Origin of the sequence: Ferruginibacter lapsinanis (assembly GCF_020783315.1) — a bacterium.
Classification (GTDB): domain Bacteria; phylum Bacteroidota; class Bacteroidia; order Chitinophagales; family Chitinophagaceae; genus Ferruginibacter; species Ferruginibacter lapsinanis.
The window spans coordinates 2,568,514-2,584,272 of sequence record NZ_CP086063.1; the positions used below are offsets into that span (position 1 = coordinate 2,568,514).

The 15,759-nt window shown below is 36.0% G+C and carries 16 protein-coding genes; 11 read left to right on the top strand and 5 right to left on the bottom strand.

Annotation, left to right across the window (positions count from 1 at the left end; genetic code table 11):
* Positions 1-33 precede the first annotated feature (33 nt).
* The 5 genes from LK994_RS10825 (at position 34) to LK994_RS10845 (ending at position 5,736) form a co-directional block, all read left to right on the top strand.
* Entirely contained in the window at positions 34-2,412 is a 2,379-nt protein-coding gene (locus LK994_RS10825; RefSeq protein ID WP_229760096.1) for a TIM-barrel domain-containing protein, read from the top strand.
* Positions 2,413-2,416: 4 nt separating this feature from the next.
* Positions 2,417-3,235, top strand: a complete 819-nt coding sequence (gene prmA / locus LK994_RS10830) for a 50S ribosomal protein L11 methyltransferase (protein WP_229760097.1) — start codon at positions 2,417-2,419, stop codon at positions 3,233-3,235.
* A 79-nt stretch (positions 3,236-3,314) separates the two neighbouring features.
* Positions 3,315-3,965, top strand: coding sequence for a glycerol-3-phosphate 1-O-acyltransferase PlsY (plsY, locus tag LK994_RS10835; RefSeq protein WP_229760098.1), 651 nt, complete (start codon positions 3,315-3,317; stop codon positions 3,963-3,965).
* Positions 3,966-4,072: 107 nt separating this feature from the next.
* Entirely contained in the window at positions 4,073-4,876 is an 804-nt protein-coding gene (locus tag LK994_RS10840) for a M48 family metallopeptidase (protein ID WP_229760099.1), read from the top strand.
* 173 nt (positions 4,877-5,049) lie between these two features.
* A complete protein-coding gene (locus tag LK994_RS10845) occupies positions 5,050-5,736 on the top strand; it encodes a YdeI/OmpD-associated family protein (RefSeq protein WP_229760100.1) in 687 nt (228 codons plus the stop codon).
* Between the two features lies 1 nt (position 5,737).
* Here the strand turns inward: LK994_RS10845 and LK994_RS10850 are convergent, their stop codons facing one another.
* Positions 5,738-6,787: an RluA family pseudouridine synthase gene (locus LK994_RS10850; RefSeq protein WP_229760101.1), complete on the bottom strand. Its 1,050-nt coding sequence runs from the start codon at positions 6,785-6,787 to the stop codon at positions 5,738-5,740.
* 91 nt (positions 6,788-6,878) lie between these two features.
* Between LK994_RS10850 and lipB the strand changes: the two genes are divergently transcribed.
* A complete protein-coding gene (gene lipB, locus LK994_RS10855) occupies positions 6,879-7,607 on the top strand; it encodes a lipoyl(octanoyl) transferase LipB (RefSeq protein ID WP_229760102.1) in 729 nt (242 codons plus the stop codon).
* Here the strand turns inward: lipB and LK994_RS10860 are convergent.
* A complete protein-coding gene (locus LK994_RS10860) occupies positions 7,604-8,302 on the bottom strand; it encodes a hypothetical protein (protein WP_229760103.1) in 699 nt (232 codons plus the stop codon). The two genes, lipB and LK994_RS10860, sit on opposite strands and share 4 nt — an antisense overlap.
* Positions 8,303-8,369: 67 nt before the next feature.
* Positions 8,370-9,320 (bottom strand): 1-aminocyclopropane-1-carboxylate deaminase/D-cysteine desulfhydrase, encoded by a 951-nt coding sequence (locus LK994_RS10865; RefSeq protein ID WP_229760104.1) that lies wholly within the window; start codon positions 9,318-9,320, stop codon positions 8,370-8,372.
* A gap of 31 nt (positions 9,321-9,351) precedes the next feature.
* On the opposite strand from LK994_RS10865, the gene LK994_RS10870 reads away from it, so the two are divergent.
* Positions 9,352-10,251 (top strand): nucleotidyltransferase family protein, encoded by a 900-nt coding sequence (locus LK994_RS10870; protein ID WP_229760105.1) that lies wholly within the window; start codon positions 9,352-9,354, stop codon positions 10,249-10,251.
* An 88-nt stretch (positions 10,252-10,339) separates the two neighbouring features.
* Here the strand turns inward: LK994_RS10870 and LK994_RS10875 are convergent, their stop codons facing one another.
* Positions 10,340-11,443, bottom strand: coding sequence for a S1C family serine protease (locus tag LK994_RS10875; RefSeq protein ID WP_229760106.1), 1,104 nt, complete (start codon positions 11,441-11,443; stop codon positions 10,340-10,342).
* Position 11,444: 1 nt separating this feature from the next.
* On the bottom strand, positions 11,445-12,011 hold the full coding sequence (locus tag LK994_RS10880; RefSeq protein WP_229760107.1) for an RNA polymerase sigma factor: 567 nt from the start codon (positions 12,009-12,011) through the stop codon (positions 11,445-11,447).
* 142 nt (positions 12,012-12,153) lie between these two features.
* Between LK994_RS10880 and LK994_RS10885 the strand changes: the two genes are divergently transcribed.
* The 4 genes from LK994_RS10885 to LK994_RS10900 all read left to right on the top strand — a co-directional run bounded on the left by LK994_RS10885 (position 12,154) and on the right by LK994_RS10900 (position 15,737).
* A complete protein-coding gene (locus LK994_RS10885; RefSeq protein ID WP_229760108.1) occupies positions 12,154-12,363 on the top strand; it encodes a hypothetical protein in 210 nt (69 codons plus the stop codon).
* Between the two features lie 308 nt (positions 12,364-12,671).
* A complete protein-coding gene (locus LK994_RS10890) occupies positions 12,672-13,496 on the top strand; it encodes a prephenate dehydratase (protein ID WP_229760109.1) in 825 nt (274 codons plus the stop codon).
* A gap of 101 nt (positions 13,497-13,597) precedes the next feature.
* Positions 13,598-14,782, top strand: a complete 1,185-nt coding sequence (locus LK994_RS10895) for a pyridoxal phosphate-dependent aminotransferase (RefSeq protein WP_229760110.1) — start codon at positions 13,598-13,600, stop codon at positions 14,780-14,782.
* Between the two features lie 106 nt (positions 14,783-14,888).
* A complete protein-coding gene (locus LK994_RS10900) occupies positions 14,889-15,737 on the top strand; it encodes a prephenate dehydrogenase (RefSeq protein WP_229760111.1) in 849 nt (282 codons plus the stop codon).
* Positions 15,738-15,759 lie beyond the last annotated feature (22 nt).

Sequence of the window (15,759 nt, forward strand, 5' to 3'; positions counted from 1 at the left end):
AATTTGTCATAAATTGTAAAAAAATCGATTGTAATGAAATTAAAATTTTCCTTTTTCTTCCTTTTAGTGTTTCTCTTTTCTACAGGGTTTGCACAAAAAGATATCTTTAAAAAAGATAACGGTGTATACATTTTTCAACAATATTCAAATAATATCATTAAGGTAACTTATACGCCCCATAACTACACTGCCAACGAAAATATAAGTGATGCTGTAATTCTAAAGCCAACTCTAAAGAATACTCATAAAGCTAAGTTGGTTTCTGAGGATAAGGATCATTTCATGCTTAAGGGCATTCCACTCAAAGGGAATAAAAAAATAATTTTTTCCGATTTTCTTGGCGGAGATAATTTTCGTGGGTTTGCCTTTAAACTGGATGAGGGCGAGCGTGTTTTTGGCGGGGGGGAAAGAGCCTTGCCTTTGAACAGAAGAGGGTATAAGTTTAATTTATATAATGGCCCTTGGTATGGGTATGGAGAAGGTGCGGATAATCTGAATTATTCTGTGCCGTTTGTAATGAGTAATAAAGGGTATGGATTGTTTTTCGATAATCCTTCGAGAGGATATTTTGATATAGGCAAGACTACTCCTGATTCGTTCATAGCTGGTTTTAGTGGAGGTGAATTAAATTTCTATATCATACTAGGGAAGGATTATAAAGAAATACTTTACCATTATCACCAACTTACAGGTACACAGCCTTTGCCCCCAAGATGGGCACTGGGTAATTTAATGAGCAGGTTTGGATATACCAGTCAGGAACAGGCAAATGATATCGTAGCAAAGATGAAAGAGCAAAAAGTACCGGTAGACGCAATTATTTTCGATCTTTTTTGGTTTGGCGATAGCATACAAAATACATTGGGAAATTTATCATGGGTGAATAAAACTAAATGGCCCGATCCTAAAAAGATGATCGGTGATTTTAAAAAGCAGCATATCAATACTATCTTAATAACTGAACCCTTTGTTGTAAAATCTTCTTCAAATTATACAAATACTACGCAATATCATGCTGTGGATAGCGCAGGGAAGCCTTATGTGTTGACCAATTTTTATTTTGGTAAAGGAGGTTTGCTAGACATGTTTAGAAAAGATGCCCGGCAATGGTTTTGGAGTAAGTACAAAGAACAAATGAAGCTGGGAGTAGAATCATGGTGGGGTGACTTGGGAGAGCCTGAAACACATCCTGCAGATATGTATCACAATTTGAAAGATATTGGATTTAAAAGATTGTTTAAAGCGGATGAAGTACACAATGCTTACGGTAATGTGTGGACGAAAATGTTGTTCGATCAATATGCTAAAGAATATCCGACAAAAAGATTGTTTAGTTTGAATAGAAGTGGTTTTGCAGGAACCCAACGTTATGGAATATTCCCTTGGAGTGGAGATGTAGGAAGAAGTTGGAGTGGATTAAGAGCACAATTGCCGGTAATGTTGGGCATGAGTATGAGTGGCATTCCGTATGTACACGCTGATGCTGGAGGTTTTGCAGGAGGTGAAGGTGATAATGAATTGTATGTTCGATGGTTGCAGTTTGCTGCCTTTACGCCTATATTCCGGCCGCATGGAACGGCATTGGGAGATGTAGATAAAAATGCGTTTAGCTTTCCCAGTGAGGCTGCTTTGATTGAAGAACCATATCGGAGTGAAGCGAAAGCCGCAATCAATCTGCGTTATGCTTTATTGCCATACAACTATACATTGGCATACAACCAAACAAAAAAGGGAGCCCCTTTGGTAGCACCATTATATTATTATTATCCAAATGATACAACTGCTTTAAATGTTGGGGATGAATTTATGTGGGGAGAAAACATTTTGGTAGCACCTGTTTTGGAAAAAGGGGTTAAAGAAAGAAGTGTTTACTTGCCCGGCGGAACCTGGTATGAATTGAAAAATACTTTTAATTCAGATTTGGCTTACAATACTCATGAAGGAAGTTTTGTCACACCGGTATTGAGTAATGAAATACCTGCGTATGTTAAAGCCGGCAGTTTCATTCCTATGATTAAAAGACCGGAAGGAACGAATACCAGTGGATATAATTTGGCGGATTTTACTGTTAACTATTATGCCGACAATAAATCGTCCGACTATGATTTGTTTGATGATGATGGCGTTACCAAGCAGTCTGTCACCAACGGACAATTTGAAATAATAACTTTTAAAGCAAAACCGCAAGGGCAACAGCTTACTTTCACAGTGTCTTCTAAAGGAGGAAACTACAAAGGAAGATATTTTGTTAAAACAATAACATTTGTCATTCATGGTCATTCAGCCGCAGGTAAAAAATTATATGTTGATGATAAACTTATTTCCACTTTTGGTAATAAGGCTTCATCAGATAAAAGTTATAATTTTACAGTGACATTGAAAAATGTTCCTTTGAAAATTGAAATAAAATAAAACCATGAACTTCTTGCAATTTGATTTTGAAACTCAGGATCAAGAACAATCAGAACAATTAATTGCACTTTTAAGTGAGCAAGGCTTCGATGGATTTGAAGAGGATGGTAATACCTTACTTGCCTTTATTCCCGAATCTAAATTTGATGTTGTCAGTTTTGAAAAAACATTGGAGATGTTTTCGATTCTGGCATATTCAAAAACTGAACTTGAAAATATTAACTGGAATAAAAGATGGGAAGAAAATTTCGATCCGGTTGTAGTAGATGATTTTGTGGCGATACGGGCTCACTTTCATCACCCGATAAAAAACGTACAACATGAAATAATCATTACTCCAAAAATGAGTTTTGGTACCGGGCACCACGCCACCACTCATTTAATGATTCAGTTGATGAGGAAATTGGATATCTCTGGGAAAGAGGTATTGGATTTTGGAACAGGCACCGGGGTATTGGCAATTTTGGCCCAAAAGTTAGGCGCTTCAAAAATAGTTGCGATAGATTATGACGAGTGGAGTGTAACCAATACACTTGAAAATATCGAGAAAAATGGTTCGTTAGGAATATTGGTAGAACAAAAAGATGCCGTACCCGATACAGGGAAATATGATATCATTCTTGCCAATATTAATCTGAATGTAATTCTTGATAATATCTCAGCGATGCAAAAGATCATGCCCCAGGGGGCGAAATTGTTGTTGAGTGGTTTGCTCTCAGAAAATGAAGAAGAGGTTAAAGATGCTTTAAAAGACAATTATTTCAAATATTTATCAACATCAAAAAGAGGAGATTGGATAGCCATGCTAGCTGAAAAACTCTGATTTAACATTGCATGTGAATATTAAATTAATGTAAACTGGTGGATTTTAGGTAACTTTACCCCTCAATTCACTCATCACTATGAAGGAATTTTTTCTAATTGTAATAGCTTATCTTATTGGTTCAATACCAACGGCTTTGATTATCAGCAAAAGCTTTTTTGGTGTAGATATCCGTAATTACGGTAGTGGCAATATGGGTGCTACAAATACTTTTAGAGTATTAGGTTCTAAATATGGTACCATTGTGATGATATTCGATATTGGTAAAGGAATGTTAGCCGTTGCTTTATACAATTTCTTACCTCATTATTTGCATAACGATTGGGATAAGACCAACCTGATGGTTGGGTTGGGGCTTGCATCTGTCCTGGGGCATATCTTCCCCATATTTGCCCAATTCAAAGGCGGTAAAGGTGTAGCTACATTATTCGGGATGATCTTGGCTGTACAACCAGTTATAGCTATCAGTTGTGTAAGTGTTTTTTTATTAGTGCTTTTTCTTACTCGTTACGTTTCATTAAGTTCTATTCTGGCTGGTTTAAGTTTGCCTATCTGTGTGCTATGGATCTGGAATGATGATGTAACCATATACAGGATATTTGCTGTATTAGTGGCGGTGCTTATAGTGCTTACACATCAAAAGAATATCGTCAAAATTTTAAGAGGTAACGAAAGCCGTGTACCTATCTTAAAGTATAGAGACAGACGTAAGTCTCGTCGCAATAAATAATTCTCCCATACAACCTATTGGTTATTTTAGTACGTCTGTAGATTTTAACGTTTACAGTTTTAATTATTGGTACGCCAATTGTATATTTATTATTACAAACAACTAAAATGAAAAAAATATTCTTTCTCGTTTTCTCTTTAGCCTTTGCATTGGGGTGTACACGCAATGCAGTAACTGGGCGTAATCAATTATCTCTTTTACCCGAAAGCCAATTGCAGCAAATGGCTTTACAGGAGTATAAGCAGTTCTTGTCACAAAATAAAGTAGTAAGTACTTCTGCCAGTAAGGATGCCGAGATGGTGAGAAGGGTAGGTACCAGGATTGCAGCAGCTATTACAGATTATTATACCAAACAAGGAAAGGGGAATGTTTTAAGTGGTTATCAATGGGAGTTTAATTTAGTTGATAACAAGGAAGTAAATGCATGGTGTATGCCGGGTGGTAAAGTGGTAGTGTATACCGGACTGCTTCCTATTGCACAAAATGAAGCTGCTTTAGCAATTGTTCTAGGGCACGAGATCACTCATGCTGTAGCGAGCCATGGGAATGAAAGAATGAGTCAGACAATGTTGGCACAAGGCTTAGGTGTAGCCGGCGATATGTTAACAAGTGGAAACAGTAAAGTCAACGGTATTTTTAATAACACTTTTGGTATAGGAGCACAGGTGGGTGTTTTGTTGCCCAATAGTCGTAAACAGGAATATGAGGCTGACCATTATGGTTTACTCTTCGCTGCAATGGCAGGGTACAATCCAAGAGAAGCGATTCCTTTTTGGCAGAGAATGAGTCAGGCCGGCGGAAGTAATAAGCCTCCTGAATTTTTGGCTACTCATCCGGCAGATGAGAACAGAATTGCTAAATTGCAGGAATATATGGATGAAGCATTAAGTTATTATAAGCCAGTTAAATAGAAATTTTATTTCAATAAAAAGTTCACTTAAAATAAGTGAACTTTTTTTATGCTTTTGTTGATAGTAGTAGAGACAAAAACTACAGTTTTTGTCAAGCTATTCCATATTATTAAAGATTTTAATGAAATAATTGCATTTTTTTGCGTAAATTTGCAGACTCTAAAGCTTTTTATATGGAATTGGAAGTAATGTCTCCCTCACAGTCTGTATTAGAAAAATTGCAATTTAACGGTGAAAAAAATATTCTGGTACAGGGTTTACCTTCCACTGTAGAGAAACAATTTTCCAAGCTTTCATTCTCAAAAAACGTAACTCCTCTTTTAAAATCAAGAAAAATTGATTTTGCGTTGGTTTTTGCCATTAGCCAAAAGCAATTAAATGATATATTAAAAGATGTAATACCTGCTTTACAAAAAGATGCTAAACTATGGGTAGCTTATCCTAAGGTTAGTTCTAAAATAGTAAGTGATCTTTGCAGAGATTGCAAATTTGAATTTTTAACTCAGCATGGCTTTGAAGGAGTACGGTTAGTTGCTTTGGATCATGTTTGGAGTGCGATGAATTTTAAAAAAACTGATCAGATAAAAAAGGCTGTTAAACAAGTGGATGCAACAGCAATACGTGTTGCTGTTGAAGAAATTGATTTTGAAACAAGAATAGTTACTACTCCAGCTGATTTAGAGAGTCTATTTACCGAGCATAGAAGTGCTAAAGAAGTTTTCGACAAACTTGCATTTAGTCACAAAAAAGAATATGTAGAATGGATCACTGGTGCTAAAAAAGAAGAGACCAGAACTGCTCGTTTACATAAAACGATTGAAAAGCTCAAAAACGGTAAAAAAAATCCATCAGAAAAATAAGTTATTCTGTATCGTTTTTATTGGTGCTGTATTTTCTCCATTTCTCTATAACAGCATTCATGTCTTCCGGAATTTCGCTTACAAAATGTACGGGTTTGCCTGTTGTTGGGTGAATAAATCCTAATTCTTTGGCATGTAAAGCCTGGCGATTGCATAAAGCAAAACAATTATCTACAAATTGTTTATACCTGGCAAACACTGTTCCTTTTACTATTCTGTCACCACCATAAAAATCATCATTAAACAATGGGTGACCTATATACTGCATATGCACTCTTATCTGGTGAGTACGACCTGTTTCTAATCTGCATTCAATTAACGTTACATAATTGAACCTTTCCAGTACTTTGTAGTGTGTAATAGCATCTTTACCATATTCACCATCAGGGTAAGTAGTAAATAATTTTCTGAAACGCTGGTGTCTTCCTACATGCCCGGTTATAGTGCCATTGTCTTCATCAAAATTTCCCCAAGCCAATGCCACATATCTTCTGTGTACGGTGTGATTAAAGAATTGTTTGGCAAGATGAGACATCGCATGTTGATTTTTTGCTATCACCAATAGGCCCGTAGTGTTTTTGTCAATTCTGTGCACTAAACCCAATCTGGAAAGAGGTATTTCTGTCAATTCTTCATTTTGTTTTTGCAGATAATAGGCAATACCATTCACCAGCGTGCCGCTGTAATTACCGCTTCCGGGGTGAACTACCATACCTGCAGGCTTATTGATGATCATGATATCATCATCTTCAAATACAATATTGAGCGGAATATTTTCGGGGACAATATCAGTTGTCTCAGGGTTTTTATTATCAAAAACTACGATCTTATCAGCCGGTTTTACTTTATAATTTGATTTTATTGGCTTGTCATTCACCAATACCATCTCGTTGTCAATAGCCTGTTGAATTTTATTTCTGGTAGCACCTTCTATCCGGGTCATTAAAAACTTATCAATACGAAGCGGTTCTTGACCCTTGTCAATCTCAAGCACTAATTTTTCGTATAACTCTTCGCTGTCCTGTATTTCTATTTCTTCTTCCGTCTTCATTTTTTATTTTACTTAAAATTTATTCAATCTGTCAAAATCCTCAAACTACAAACTATGAACTAATTATCTTTGCAAAGTAAACGAAATTGCATTGGATAAGCAGATAGTACATTATAAAGATTTGGGAATTATTGACTATAAGTCAGCCTGGGATTATCAGGAGGCTTTATTGCAAGCGAATGTTGCAATAAAATCGGAGGCCAGAAATAAAGAAGTGTCACCCGCCTCCAACTTCCAACTTCCAACTACAAACTATCTATTGTTTTGTGAGCATCCTCCGGTATATACACTTGGTAAAAGTGGAAATGAAAGTAACATCCTTATCAATGATGATGAAATGGAAGTGCAGGGTATTCAATATTTTAAAACAAACAGGGGAGGAGATATTACGTTTCATGGGTTACAACAAGTAGTGGGGTATCCGATAATCGACCTGGAAAAATTTTATACAGATATTGGCAGGTATTTACGTGAATTGGAAGAAGTGATCATTTTGACCTTAGCAGATTTTGGTATAAAAGGAGAGAGGAGTCAGGGTGAAACTGGTGTTTGGATAGAACCGGGTATTATCGGTAAAGAAAGAAAAATTTGTGCTATGGGGGTACGCTGCAGTAGATGGATAACCATGCATGGTTTTGCGTTGAATGTAAATACGGATCTAAGCTATTTTAATAATATCATTCCCTGTGGTATTCAAAATAAACAGGTTACATCATTACAAAGAGAATTGGGTAGAGAGGTAGAGTATGAGCTGGTAAAAAGGCAACTACTTTCGAATTTTGAGAAGGTATTTAATGTAAGTATTCATTCAGAAAATTAGTTGTTTTTCTTCCCCTGGTCAGCACTTTGTGATCCTTTTTTATAATCTTTTGAGATAAAAAATTGAAATTTTTCTAATAAAGCCTCATTCTCAAATAATTGGTAATTAAACCAGCCGGAATGCTTGAAATTTACTTTCTCCAAAGTAAGATATGGCTCCGGAATGTTCTTGATCTCAAACATAAATTTATCGTTGGCATCAAAAAATTTAACCGAGTATTTTTTTATAGTGGCAGCCGGTATATTTATGATTACATTATTTTCTCTGTCAGTATAAATATATCTGCTAGGAATAAAACCGCTTGGTTGGGGAACATTCGTTTCCTGTAAGTTAGCAATGTATACACTAGTGTCTTTTAATGCAGGATAGGAACGTGAAAATTGATAACTGCCTCCATCAAACGCAATAAAAACGCGGTAATACATTTTTTCTGCAGGAGGCTTCCCATCAACAAAGCCATTATCTCTGTTCAGTGGGTTAAGTACTGTGCCGATGGTAGTAAAGGCTTTTATACTATCAATAGATCGTTGAATATTGATTGTCTTTATAGTTGCTCCATAATTATTTTTCCAACTAATAACCACTTTGCCGGTGATCGTTTTTTTTACGGAAATATGAGGAAGCGTATCTTGTCCAAATGCATTAGAGCCTAGGCCGAGGATCAAAAAAATAAATACAAAGAGGTTGATACGCATGATTTTCTTTATGCTACAAAGCTGAATAAAGTTTTTCGGTTGCAAATATAGGAGGATGTTAAATCAATCAGAAAATTAAAGTTCCTGAGGGCAAAGATACATTACCTTGTAGGCCACCGGTATGGACACATACAATATCTGAACCAGGTTTAAAAATATCTTTTTTGATAGAATCAATAATGCCGTACATCAATTTACCCGTATAAACGAAGTCAGTAGGTAATTGGTATTGATCATATAGGTCATTCATGAATGATATCAATTCAGGTGTTTTTTTTGCATACCCACCAAAGTGATAGTCATTCAAAATAGTAAGCTGTTTCAAATCTGAAGTGGTATTAATGATGGCTGAAATATCCTCTTGAATATTTGTCATTCCTTTTAATACACTTACTCCAATTATTTGCTGATTTGCTTTACATCCAAGTAATAACCCTGCGATGGTGGTAGCAGTGCCTATGGCCGAACAGATATGAGTAGCATTGCTATTGGCTAAGAATTGGATGATCATCGAAGCACCTTTTGCGCCAAGTGGGTGGTAGCCACCTTCAGGAATAAGGATATGTTCTCCAAATTGCATTGTTAGGCGTTGGGCAAATGATAATGCTTTTTTTTGTGCATATAGCTCTCTGGAAATAAAATGGAGATGCATTCCATCAGCAATACATTGTTGCAATGTATGCGATAGTTGTTGGGGCTTCTCACCTCTAACAATACCTATAGATTTTAATCCTGATAGTTTGCAGGCATAAGCAGTTGCCGATAGGTGGTTGGAATACGGGCCTCCAAAAGTAATGATCGTTTTATGGGTGCTGTTATTAGCTTCCTGTAAAAAATAATGTAGCTTAAATAATTTATTCCCAGAAATAACAGGGTGTATCTTATCCAGTCTCAATACTGAAAGCTTTATTTGCTTTCTGACAAATAAGTCATTTTCAAGTCTTTCAAGTATTATATTTTCAGAGTTTAAGAGCATTATTTGTAAATAATTAGCTGATTGTCTTATTTTCGCTGCCACAATTAGTTTTCAGTAACCTATAATCTTATTTATGCAACCAACACTTTTAATATTAGCCGCAGGAATGGCAAGCAGATACGGTAGTATGAAACAAACCCAATCTTTTGGTCCTGACGGCGAAACTATTATGGATTATTCGATTTACGATGCTATCCGTGCCGGTTTTGGCAAGGTAGTATTTATTATTCGTAAAGATTTTGCTGATGATTTTAAAGCCATTTTTGAACCCAAACTTAAAGGTAAAATAGCAACTGAATATGTGTTTCAGGAAAAAGATTCTTTTCTGCCGGATGTGCAGGTACCGGCAGATCGTACCAAACCATGGGGAACCGGGCATGCGGTATTGTGTGCAAGAGATGTGGTAAAAGAACCTTTTGCTGTGATCAATGCGGATGATTTTTATGGTAAAGATTCTTTTATAAAAGCGGCAGATTTTTTAAAAAATGTATGTTCAGAAAAGACCTATTGTATCATTGGATATGAATTGTCAAAAACTTTAAGTGAACACGGTACGGTAAGCAGGGGGGTATGCCAGGTGGATGCAGACAATAATCTTGTAAGTATCAAAGAAAGAACAAAGATCTATCGGGAAAATGACACTATTGTTTTTGAAGAAAATGATGAGAAACATACTGTTCCGAATAATTCAAGTGTATCAATGAATTTCTGGGGATTTCATCCGTCATTATTTGATACAACAGAAAAGTTGTTTCATTCCTTTGTTAAAGAAAATCTGGAGAATATAAAATCAGAATTTTTTATTCCGATCATTGCAGAAGACTTTATGCATCGCTTAGGTGGAGAAATAAAAGTAATACCTACTTCAGCGCAATGGTTTGGAGTTACCTACAAAGAAGATGCCCCGGGTGTAAAGGCGAGCATTGATAAATTAGTAGCTTCAGGAGAATATCCTGCTTCACTTTGGAAGTGATTAGAAATAAAATGTATATAAAAAAAGAGAGCCACATTTCTGTAGCTCTCTTTTTTATTTTTATCAGGTTTAGGGGTTATATGAATATTTAGTTACCAACTACCATAAACACAAACTCTTCCATTTTCTTTATTTGCTGACCTCTTTCCAAGCCTCTTAAGCCATTATTGGAGGGAGTTTTAATATTTTCACGAAGACTTTCATCTTTCTTTAATTCATCCAAAGCTTTGAAGATATTTTTAGATTTTGTTGCGTAAACAACACCATCAGCTTTTGTGTCTTTACCGGTGATAATACCTATGATCTCGCCATTACGGTTGATAACCGGTCCGCCACTGTTACCAGGATTGGCTGATACAGTTAACTGATAAGCGGTAGAGTCTCCATCGCTACCGGATTTAGCACTTACATACCCTTCGCCATAAACGATCTCGTTACGAGGATACCCTAATGTAAAGAATTGATCGCCTAGATTAGCGTTGGTCTTATTAATACTATAAGGTAAGTTGCTGATAGCTTTATAAGAGGCGTCACTTATTTTTAAAATAGCCAGATCTGAAGTGTTATCTGTGTAAACAGCAACAGCAGTAAAATACTCGCCTTTGTTGTTCTGTACGTAAATGTTTTTCATTTTACCGATGACATGGGCATTAGTAACCAAGTATCCTTTGCCATCAATTAAAAAACCTGTAGCTCTATAATCAACCTTGGGCTCAACTTTAACAGGAGTAGTGGTGTTACCTTGTTTATTAGATTTCAGTTTTGCAACTTCTGCATTAGTCTGATTGATCTTACTTACTAATTCCTGGTAGTTTTCATTGCCATATTTTTTGGCATAATTTACAACTACACCCGTAGAGGCAATTGAAATTACCCCTGCAATAGAGGCTGCTACAGCGATATTACGTTTGTATTTACCCCACAGGTAAAGTACTTTAGCAGTACCTGTAAGTTTAGGTTGCGCTATAAAACCTTCATCCAATAGTTTGGTTTCTACCTCATGCAATGAATGTTTAAGCGTTTTCAAGGCACCAAATTTGTTCAGTTCCTGCAAAAAATAGATATGCTCAACCACTAATTGGTCAACTTCAGGGTTGCTTTTACGCAACTCCTCAAACATGACGATCTCATGCTGTGGCATTTCGCCTCTGTGGTATCTTTCAACCGCATCCAATAACATTACTTCATCCATTTTATTGACCGTTTTTATATTGAGCAAAAAATATTTTCTTCAATCTCATTAAACACTTATACTTCTGTGTTTTAGCATTATCTGCATTGGTATAGCCAAACTCAGATGCTATGGTCTGCATATTCTTATTTTGCAGGTAATAGGCATCTAATAAACTTTTGCAAGGTTCGCCAATCTTGCTCATGGCACTTTCCATTAATACAAAGTCGTTGTTCCTCTTTTCGTGCTCTTCAACTTCTTCTTCAACAGGTATAGTCTCTTCAAGGCTGTCAATTTGTGAGCTATATCGATGAAGCTGTTGTAATTTTTTAAGCCATAATCTCCGGCATACGGAATATACATACGTTTTAATTTTACAGTTTAACTCAAATGTGTTGCTACTCGCTTTTTCATACAGCACCATCATCGTTTCCTGAAAAATATCACGGGCATCATCTACCGATCCATTATTATTCAAGATAAAAGCCTGTACCATGTTATAATTTTCACGGTATATAGCCTCTATCGCTACATTGTCATTTTGTGCCAATCCTTTCAATAGGGCATTTTCTTGTTCTTGTGTACTCACCTGGCTTATATTAATACAGTTTTGGGTAAATAGTAACCCGTTGCAAAGAAAAATAAATTTTTTCTAAATATGGGTTACCTTTTTCGGTTTAGGGTATAAATGCCCATATAACCGTTATATAAACCAATAAAAAAACAAAAAAATGAAAAAAGTAATTTTCGCTATCGCAATCGTAACTGCATTTGCAGCTTGTAACAACTCAACTACAGAAGCTCCTGCTACTGATTCAACTGCTGTAAAAATTGATTCAGCTGCTGCAAAAGTAGATTCAGCTGCTGCAAAAGTAGATTCAGCTGCTGCAAAAGTAGATTCAGCTGCTGCTAAGATCGATACTGCTGCAAAAAAGAAGTAATTTAACAAGCCGGTTTGATTGCTTGTTGAACTTTACCGGTTTTATATAAAGATTTTTCATATGGCAAGCAATCGTTAAAGTCGCCCCGTTTTTACGGGGCGTCTCTATTTTAAAAAATATTGGAAATTAAATGAGTATTTATTACCTTCGCAACTCAATGACATTAACAGTAAAAAATACCCGATTTTATTTTAGCTTCTATTTTATAAATAGAAAGGGGATTTTTTGTTAAAAACTGAACTAAAACGATTGAAAATATTAACATAAAAAATCCCGGCTAAAAGGTCGGGATTTTTATTTAAGTCAATATGAATAAAAAAGTGTCTATACAGGGTTTTGAAGGTAGTTTTCACCAGATGGCGGCCCGTAACTTCTTTGGAAAGAATGTAGAAGTAGTATGTTGCTCAACTTTTAAAGAGTTGATCAATATTGCTGAAAATAAAACCGAAAGTGACGGAGGTGTTATGGCAATAGAAAATTCTATTGCAGGAAGCATTTTACCTAACTATAATCTGTTACAAAAAAGCAATCTCAAAATTGTTGGCGAGGTATACCTGCAGATAAAGCAAAATTTGTTGGTGAATCCGGGTGTTAAATTGGAGGATATCCGTGAAGTTCATTCCCATCCTATGGCAATACAACAATGCTTTGGTTTTTTAGATAAGTACAATTGGAAATTAATTGAAACGGAAGATACCGCTTTAAGTGCCAAGCATGTTCATCAGCATCATAGCAAACATATTGCTGCTATTGCAAGCAAATTGGCCGCCGAGTTATTTGATCTTGAAATGATCGCTCCTAATATTCAAACGCTTAAAAATAACTATACCCGTTTTTTGATCTTACAAAGAGAAAAAGAAGTGCTGGAAATTGAAGGCGCTAATAAAGCGTCCATTAATTTTCATACAGATCACTCTAAAGGAAGCCTGGCTAAAGTACTTACCTGTATTGCAGATGCAGGGATCAATCTTAGTAAGCTTCAATCGTTTCCCATTCCGGGCAGCAATTTCAAATATTCATTTCATGCTGATCTGGAATTTGAAGGAAAAGATCAATTGGATAAAGTATTAGTGGCTTTGAAAAAGATGACAGAAAGTTTAAAGATCTATGGTGTTTATAAAAACGGAAAATAAATGATAGAACACAGATAGAACTGATTTGACTGATAAACACTTATACGATCATGATGATAAGTACAATAAGTCGAATCAGCGTTCTGTCAAAAAAATAAACAATGAAAACAGCAAAAAGATTAGACGGTATCGGCGAATACTATTTTTCTCAAAAACTGAGAGAGATAGATGAAATGAACAAACAGGGAAAGAATGTGATCAGTTTGGGCATTGGCAGTCCTGATCTGCCGCCGCATCCTTCAGTGATAAAAGCTTTGCAGGAAGAAGCGGCAAAGCCTAATCAGCATGGATATCAAAGCTATAAAGGTAGTCCGGTCTTTAGAAATGCCATTGCAAAATGGTACAATAAATGGTACGGTGTGTCATTGAATCCCGATACGGAAATATTGCCATTGATCGGTAGCAAAGAAGGTATCATGCATATTTGCATGACCTATATCAACGAAGGTGATCTGGTATTAATTCCCAATCCTGGTTATCCTACATACAGGAGTGCAGCAAAGATCGCAGGAGGTATTTGTGTTGAATATAGTTTAGAAAAAAAGAATAATTGGTATCCTGATTTTTTGGAGTTACAACAAATTATCCGTGTCCATAAAAGTATGCAAGAGAAAATGGGAGGTGAAGGACGGAATGTGTTGATGTTTGTAAACTATCCGCATATGCCAACGGGGCAATTGCCTTCAAAGGATCTGTTTGAAAAGCTGGTGCAATTTGCTCAAAGAAATAATGTTATACTTGTTCATGATAATCCATACAGTTTTATTTTGAATGATAAGCCAATGAGCTTATTGAGTGTTGAAGGAGCTAAGGAAGTAGCCATAGAATTGAACTCATTGAGTAAAAGTCATAATATGGCAGGGTGGAGAATTGGGATGCTTTGCGGGGCAAAAGAAAGAATAGATGAAGTTTTACGATTCAAAAGTAATATGGATAGTGGCATGTTTTTGCCCGTTCAACTGGCTGCAGCAAAGGCATTGGAATTAGAGCAGGATTGGCATGATGAGGTAAATAAAGTATACGCACAAAGAAGAAAGAAAGTTTTTGAATTGCTGAATTTATTGAATTGTAATTATGATGAAGATCAGGCAGGGTTATTTGTTTGGGCATCTATTCCATTGCATTATAAAGATGGGTTTGAGTTAAGTGATGAAGTATTGCACAAAAGCAATGTGTTTATTACGCCTGGAGGAATATTTGGTAGCGCAGGAAACAATTACATAAGAGTAAGTTTATGCAGCACTGAAGAAAAAATTGAAGAAGCGATAAAAAGAATTAAAAACTAAATTAAAATAAAAAGTAAAAAATGAAAAATAGATTTTAATTGTATAAGGTTCGGTGAATGCGATCTCTTAATTTTTCATTTTTCACTTTTAGTTTTTCATTAATAAGATGTTCAACAAGATTACGATAGTTGGTGTTGGTTTAATAAGCGGTTCGTTTGCTTTGGCAATGAAAGAGAAAGGTTTTGCCAAGAAAATAATTGGTGTAAGCAGAACGGAGGCGTCTGTCAAAAAAGCATTGGAATTAGGTATCATCGATGAGGCATTGCCGTTAGAAGAAGCAGTTAAACAAAGTGATCTGATCTATGTGGCGATACCGGTTGATGTAACTATCCCAGTAATACAGCAGGTGATGGATTTAATAACAGATGAACAGATCGTTGCAGATGCAGGTTCAACCAAATTTGCTTTATGTGATGCATTAAAAGATCACCCGATGCGTAAACGTTTTGTAGCAACGCATCCGATGTGGGGTACCGAGTATAGCGGGCCCGAGGCAGCTGTCAAAGGCGCATTTGAAGGCAGGGCCTGTGTTATTTGTGAAAAAGAAAAAAGTGCAGAAGATGCAGTTGCCAAAATGGAAAATATTTACAAAGCATTTGGTATGCATTTAATATATATGGACGCTGCAGCACATGATACACATGCAGCATATGTGAGTCATATTTCTCATATCACATCATTTGCATTGGCAAATACGGTGTTAGAAAAAGAAAAGGAAGAGAATACCATTTTTGAATTAGCTGGTGGTGGTTTTGAAAGTACTGTGCGGTTGGCTAAAAGTAGTCCGGCTATGTGGGCGCCGATATTTATGCAAAATAGAGAGAATGTATTAGATGTTTTAAATGAACACATTTCTCAGTTAAGAAAGTTTAAGGCTAGTCTCGAAAAAGAAAATATTGAGTATCTGAAAGAGTTGATGGAGAATGCAAATAAAATAAGAGCGATCATTAAATAAAATATATATCAAAACAGCCCTC

What these genes read in the sequence shown, in the direction of transcription:
- LK994_RS10860 (WP_229760103.1), bottom strand. Translation starts at nt 8,302, where the DNA reads ATGCGTATCAACCTCTTTGTATTTATTTTTTTGATCCTCGGCCTAGGC.
- LK994_RS10895 (WP_229760110.1), top strand. Translation starts at nt 13,598, where the DNA reads ATGAAAACAGCAAAAAGATTAGACGGTATCGGCGAATACTATTTTTCT.
- LK994_RS10825 (WP_229760096.1), top strand. Translation starts at nt 34, where the DNA reads ATGAAATTAAAATTTTCCTTTTTCTTCCTTTTAGTGTTTCTCTTTTCT.
- LK994_RS10850 (WP_229760101.1), bottom strand. Translation starts at nt 6,787, where the DNA reads ATGAAGACGGAAGAAGAAATAGAAATACAGGACAGCGAAGAGTTATAC.
- LK994_RS10870 (WP_229760105.1), top strand. Translation starts at nt 9,352, where the DNA reads ATGCAACCAACACTTTTAATATTAGCCGCAGGAATGGCAAGCAGATAC.
- LK994_RS10890 (WP_229760109.1), top strand. Translation starts at nt 12,672, where the DNA reads ATGAATAAAAAAGTGTCTATACAGGGTTTTGAAGGTAGTTTTCACCAG.
- LK994_RS10875 (WP_229760106.1), bottom strand. Translation starts at nt 11,443, where the DNA reads ATGGATGAAGTAATGTTATTGGATGCGGTTGAAAGATACCACAGAGGC.
- prmA (WP_229760097.1), top strand. Translation starts at nt 2,417, where the DNA reads ATGAACTTCTTGCAATTTGATTTTGAAACTCAGGATCAAGAACAATCA.
- LK994_RS10885 (WP_229760108.1), top strand. Translation starts at nt 12,154, where the DNA reads ATGAAAAAAGTAATTTTCGCTATCGCAATCGTAACTGCATTTGCAGCT.
- LK994_RS10840 (WP_229760099.1), top strand. Translation starts at nt 4,073, where the DNA reads ATGAAAAAAATATTCTTTCTCGTTTTCTCTTTAGCCTTTGCATTGGGG.
- plsY (WP_229760098.1), top strand. Translation starts at nt 3,315, where the DNA reads ATGAAGGAATTTTTTCTAATTGTAATAGCTTATCTTATTGGTTCAATA.
- LK994_RS10900 (WP_229760111.1), top strand. Translation starts at nt 14,889, where the DNA reads ATGTTCAACAAGATTACGATAGTTGGTGTTGGTTTAATAAGCGGTTCG.
- LK994_RS10845 (WP_229760100.1), top strand. Translation starts at nt 5,050, where the DNA reads ATGGAATTGGAAGTAATGTCTCCCTCACAGTCTGTATTAGAAAAATTG.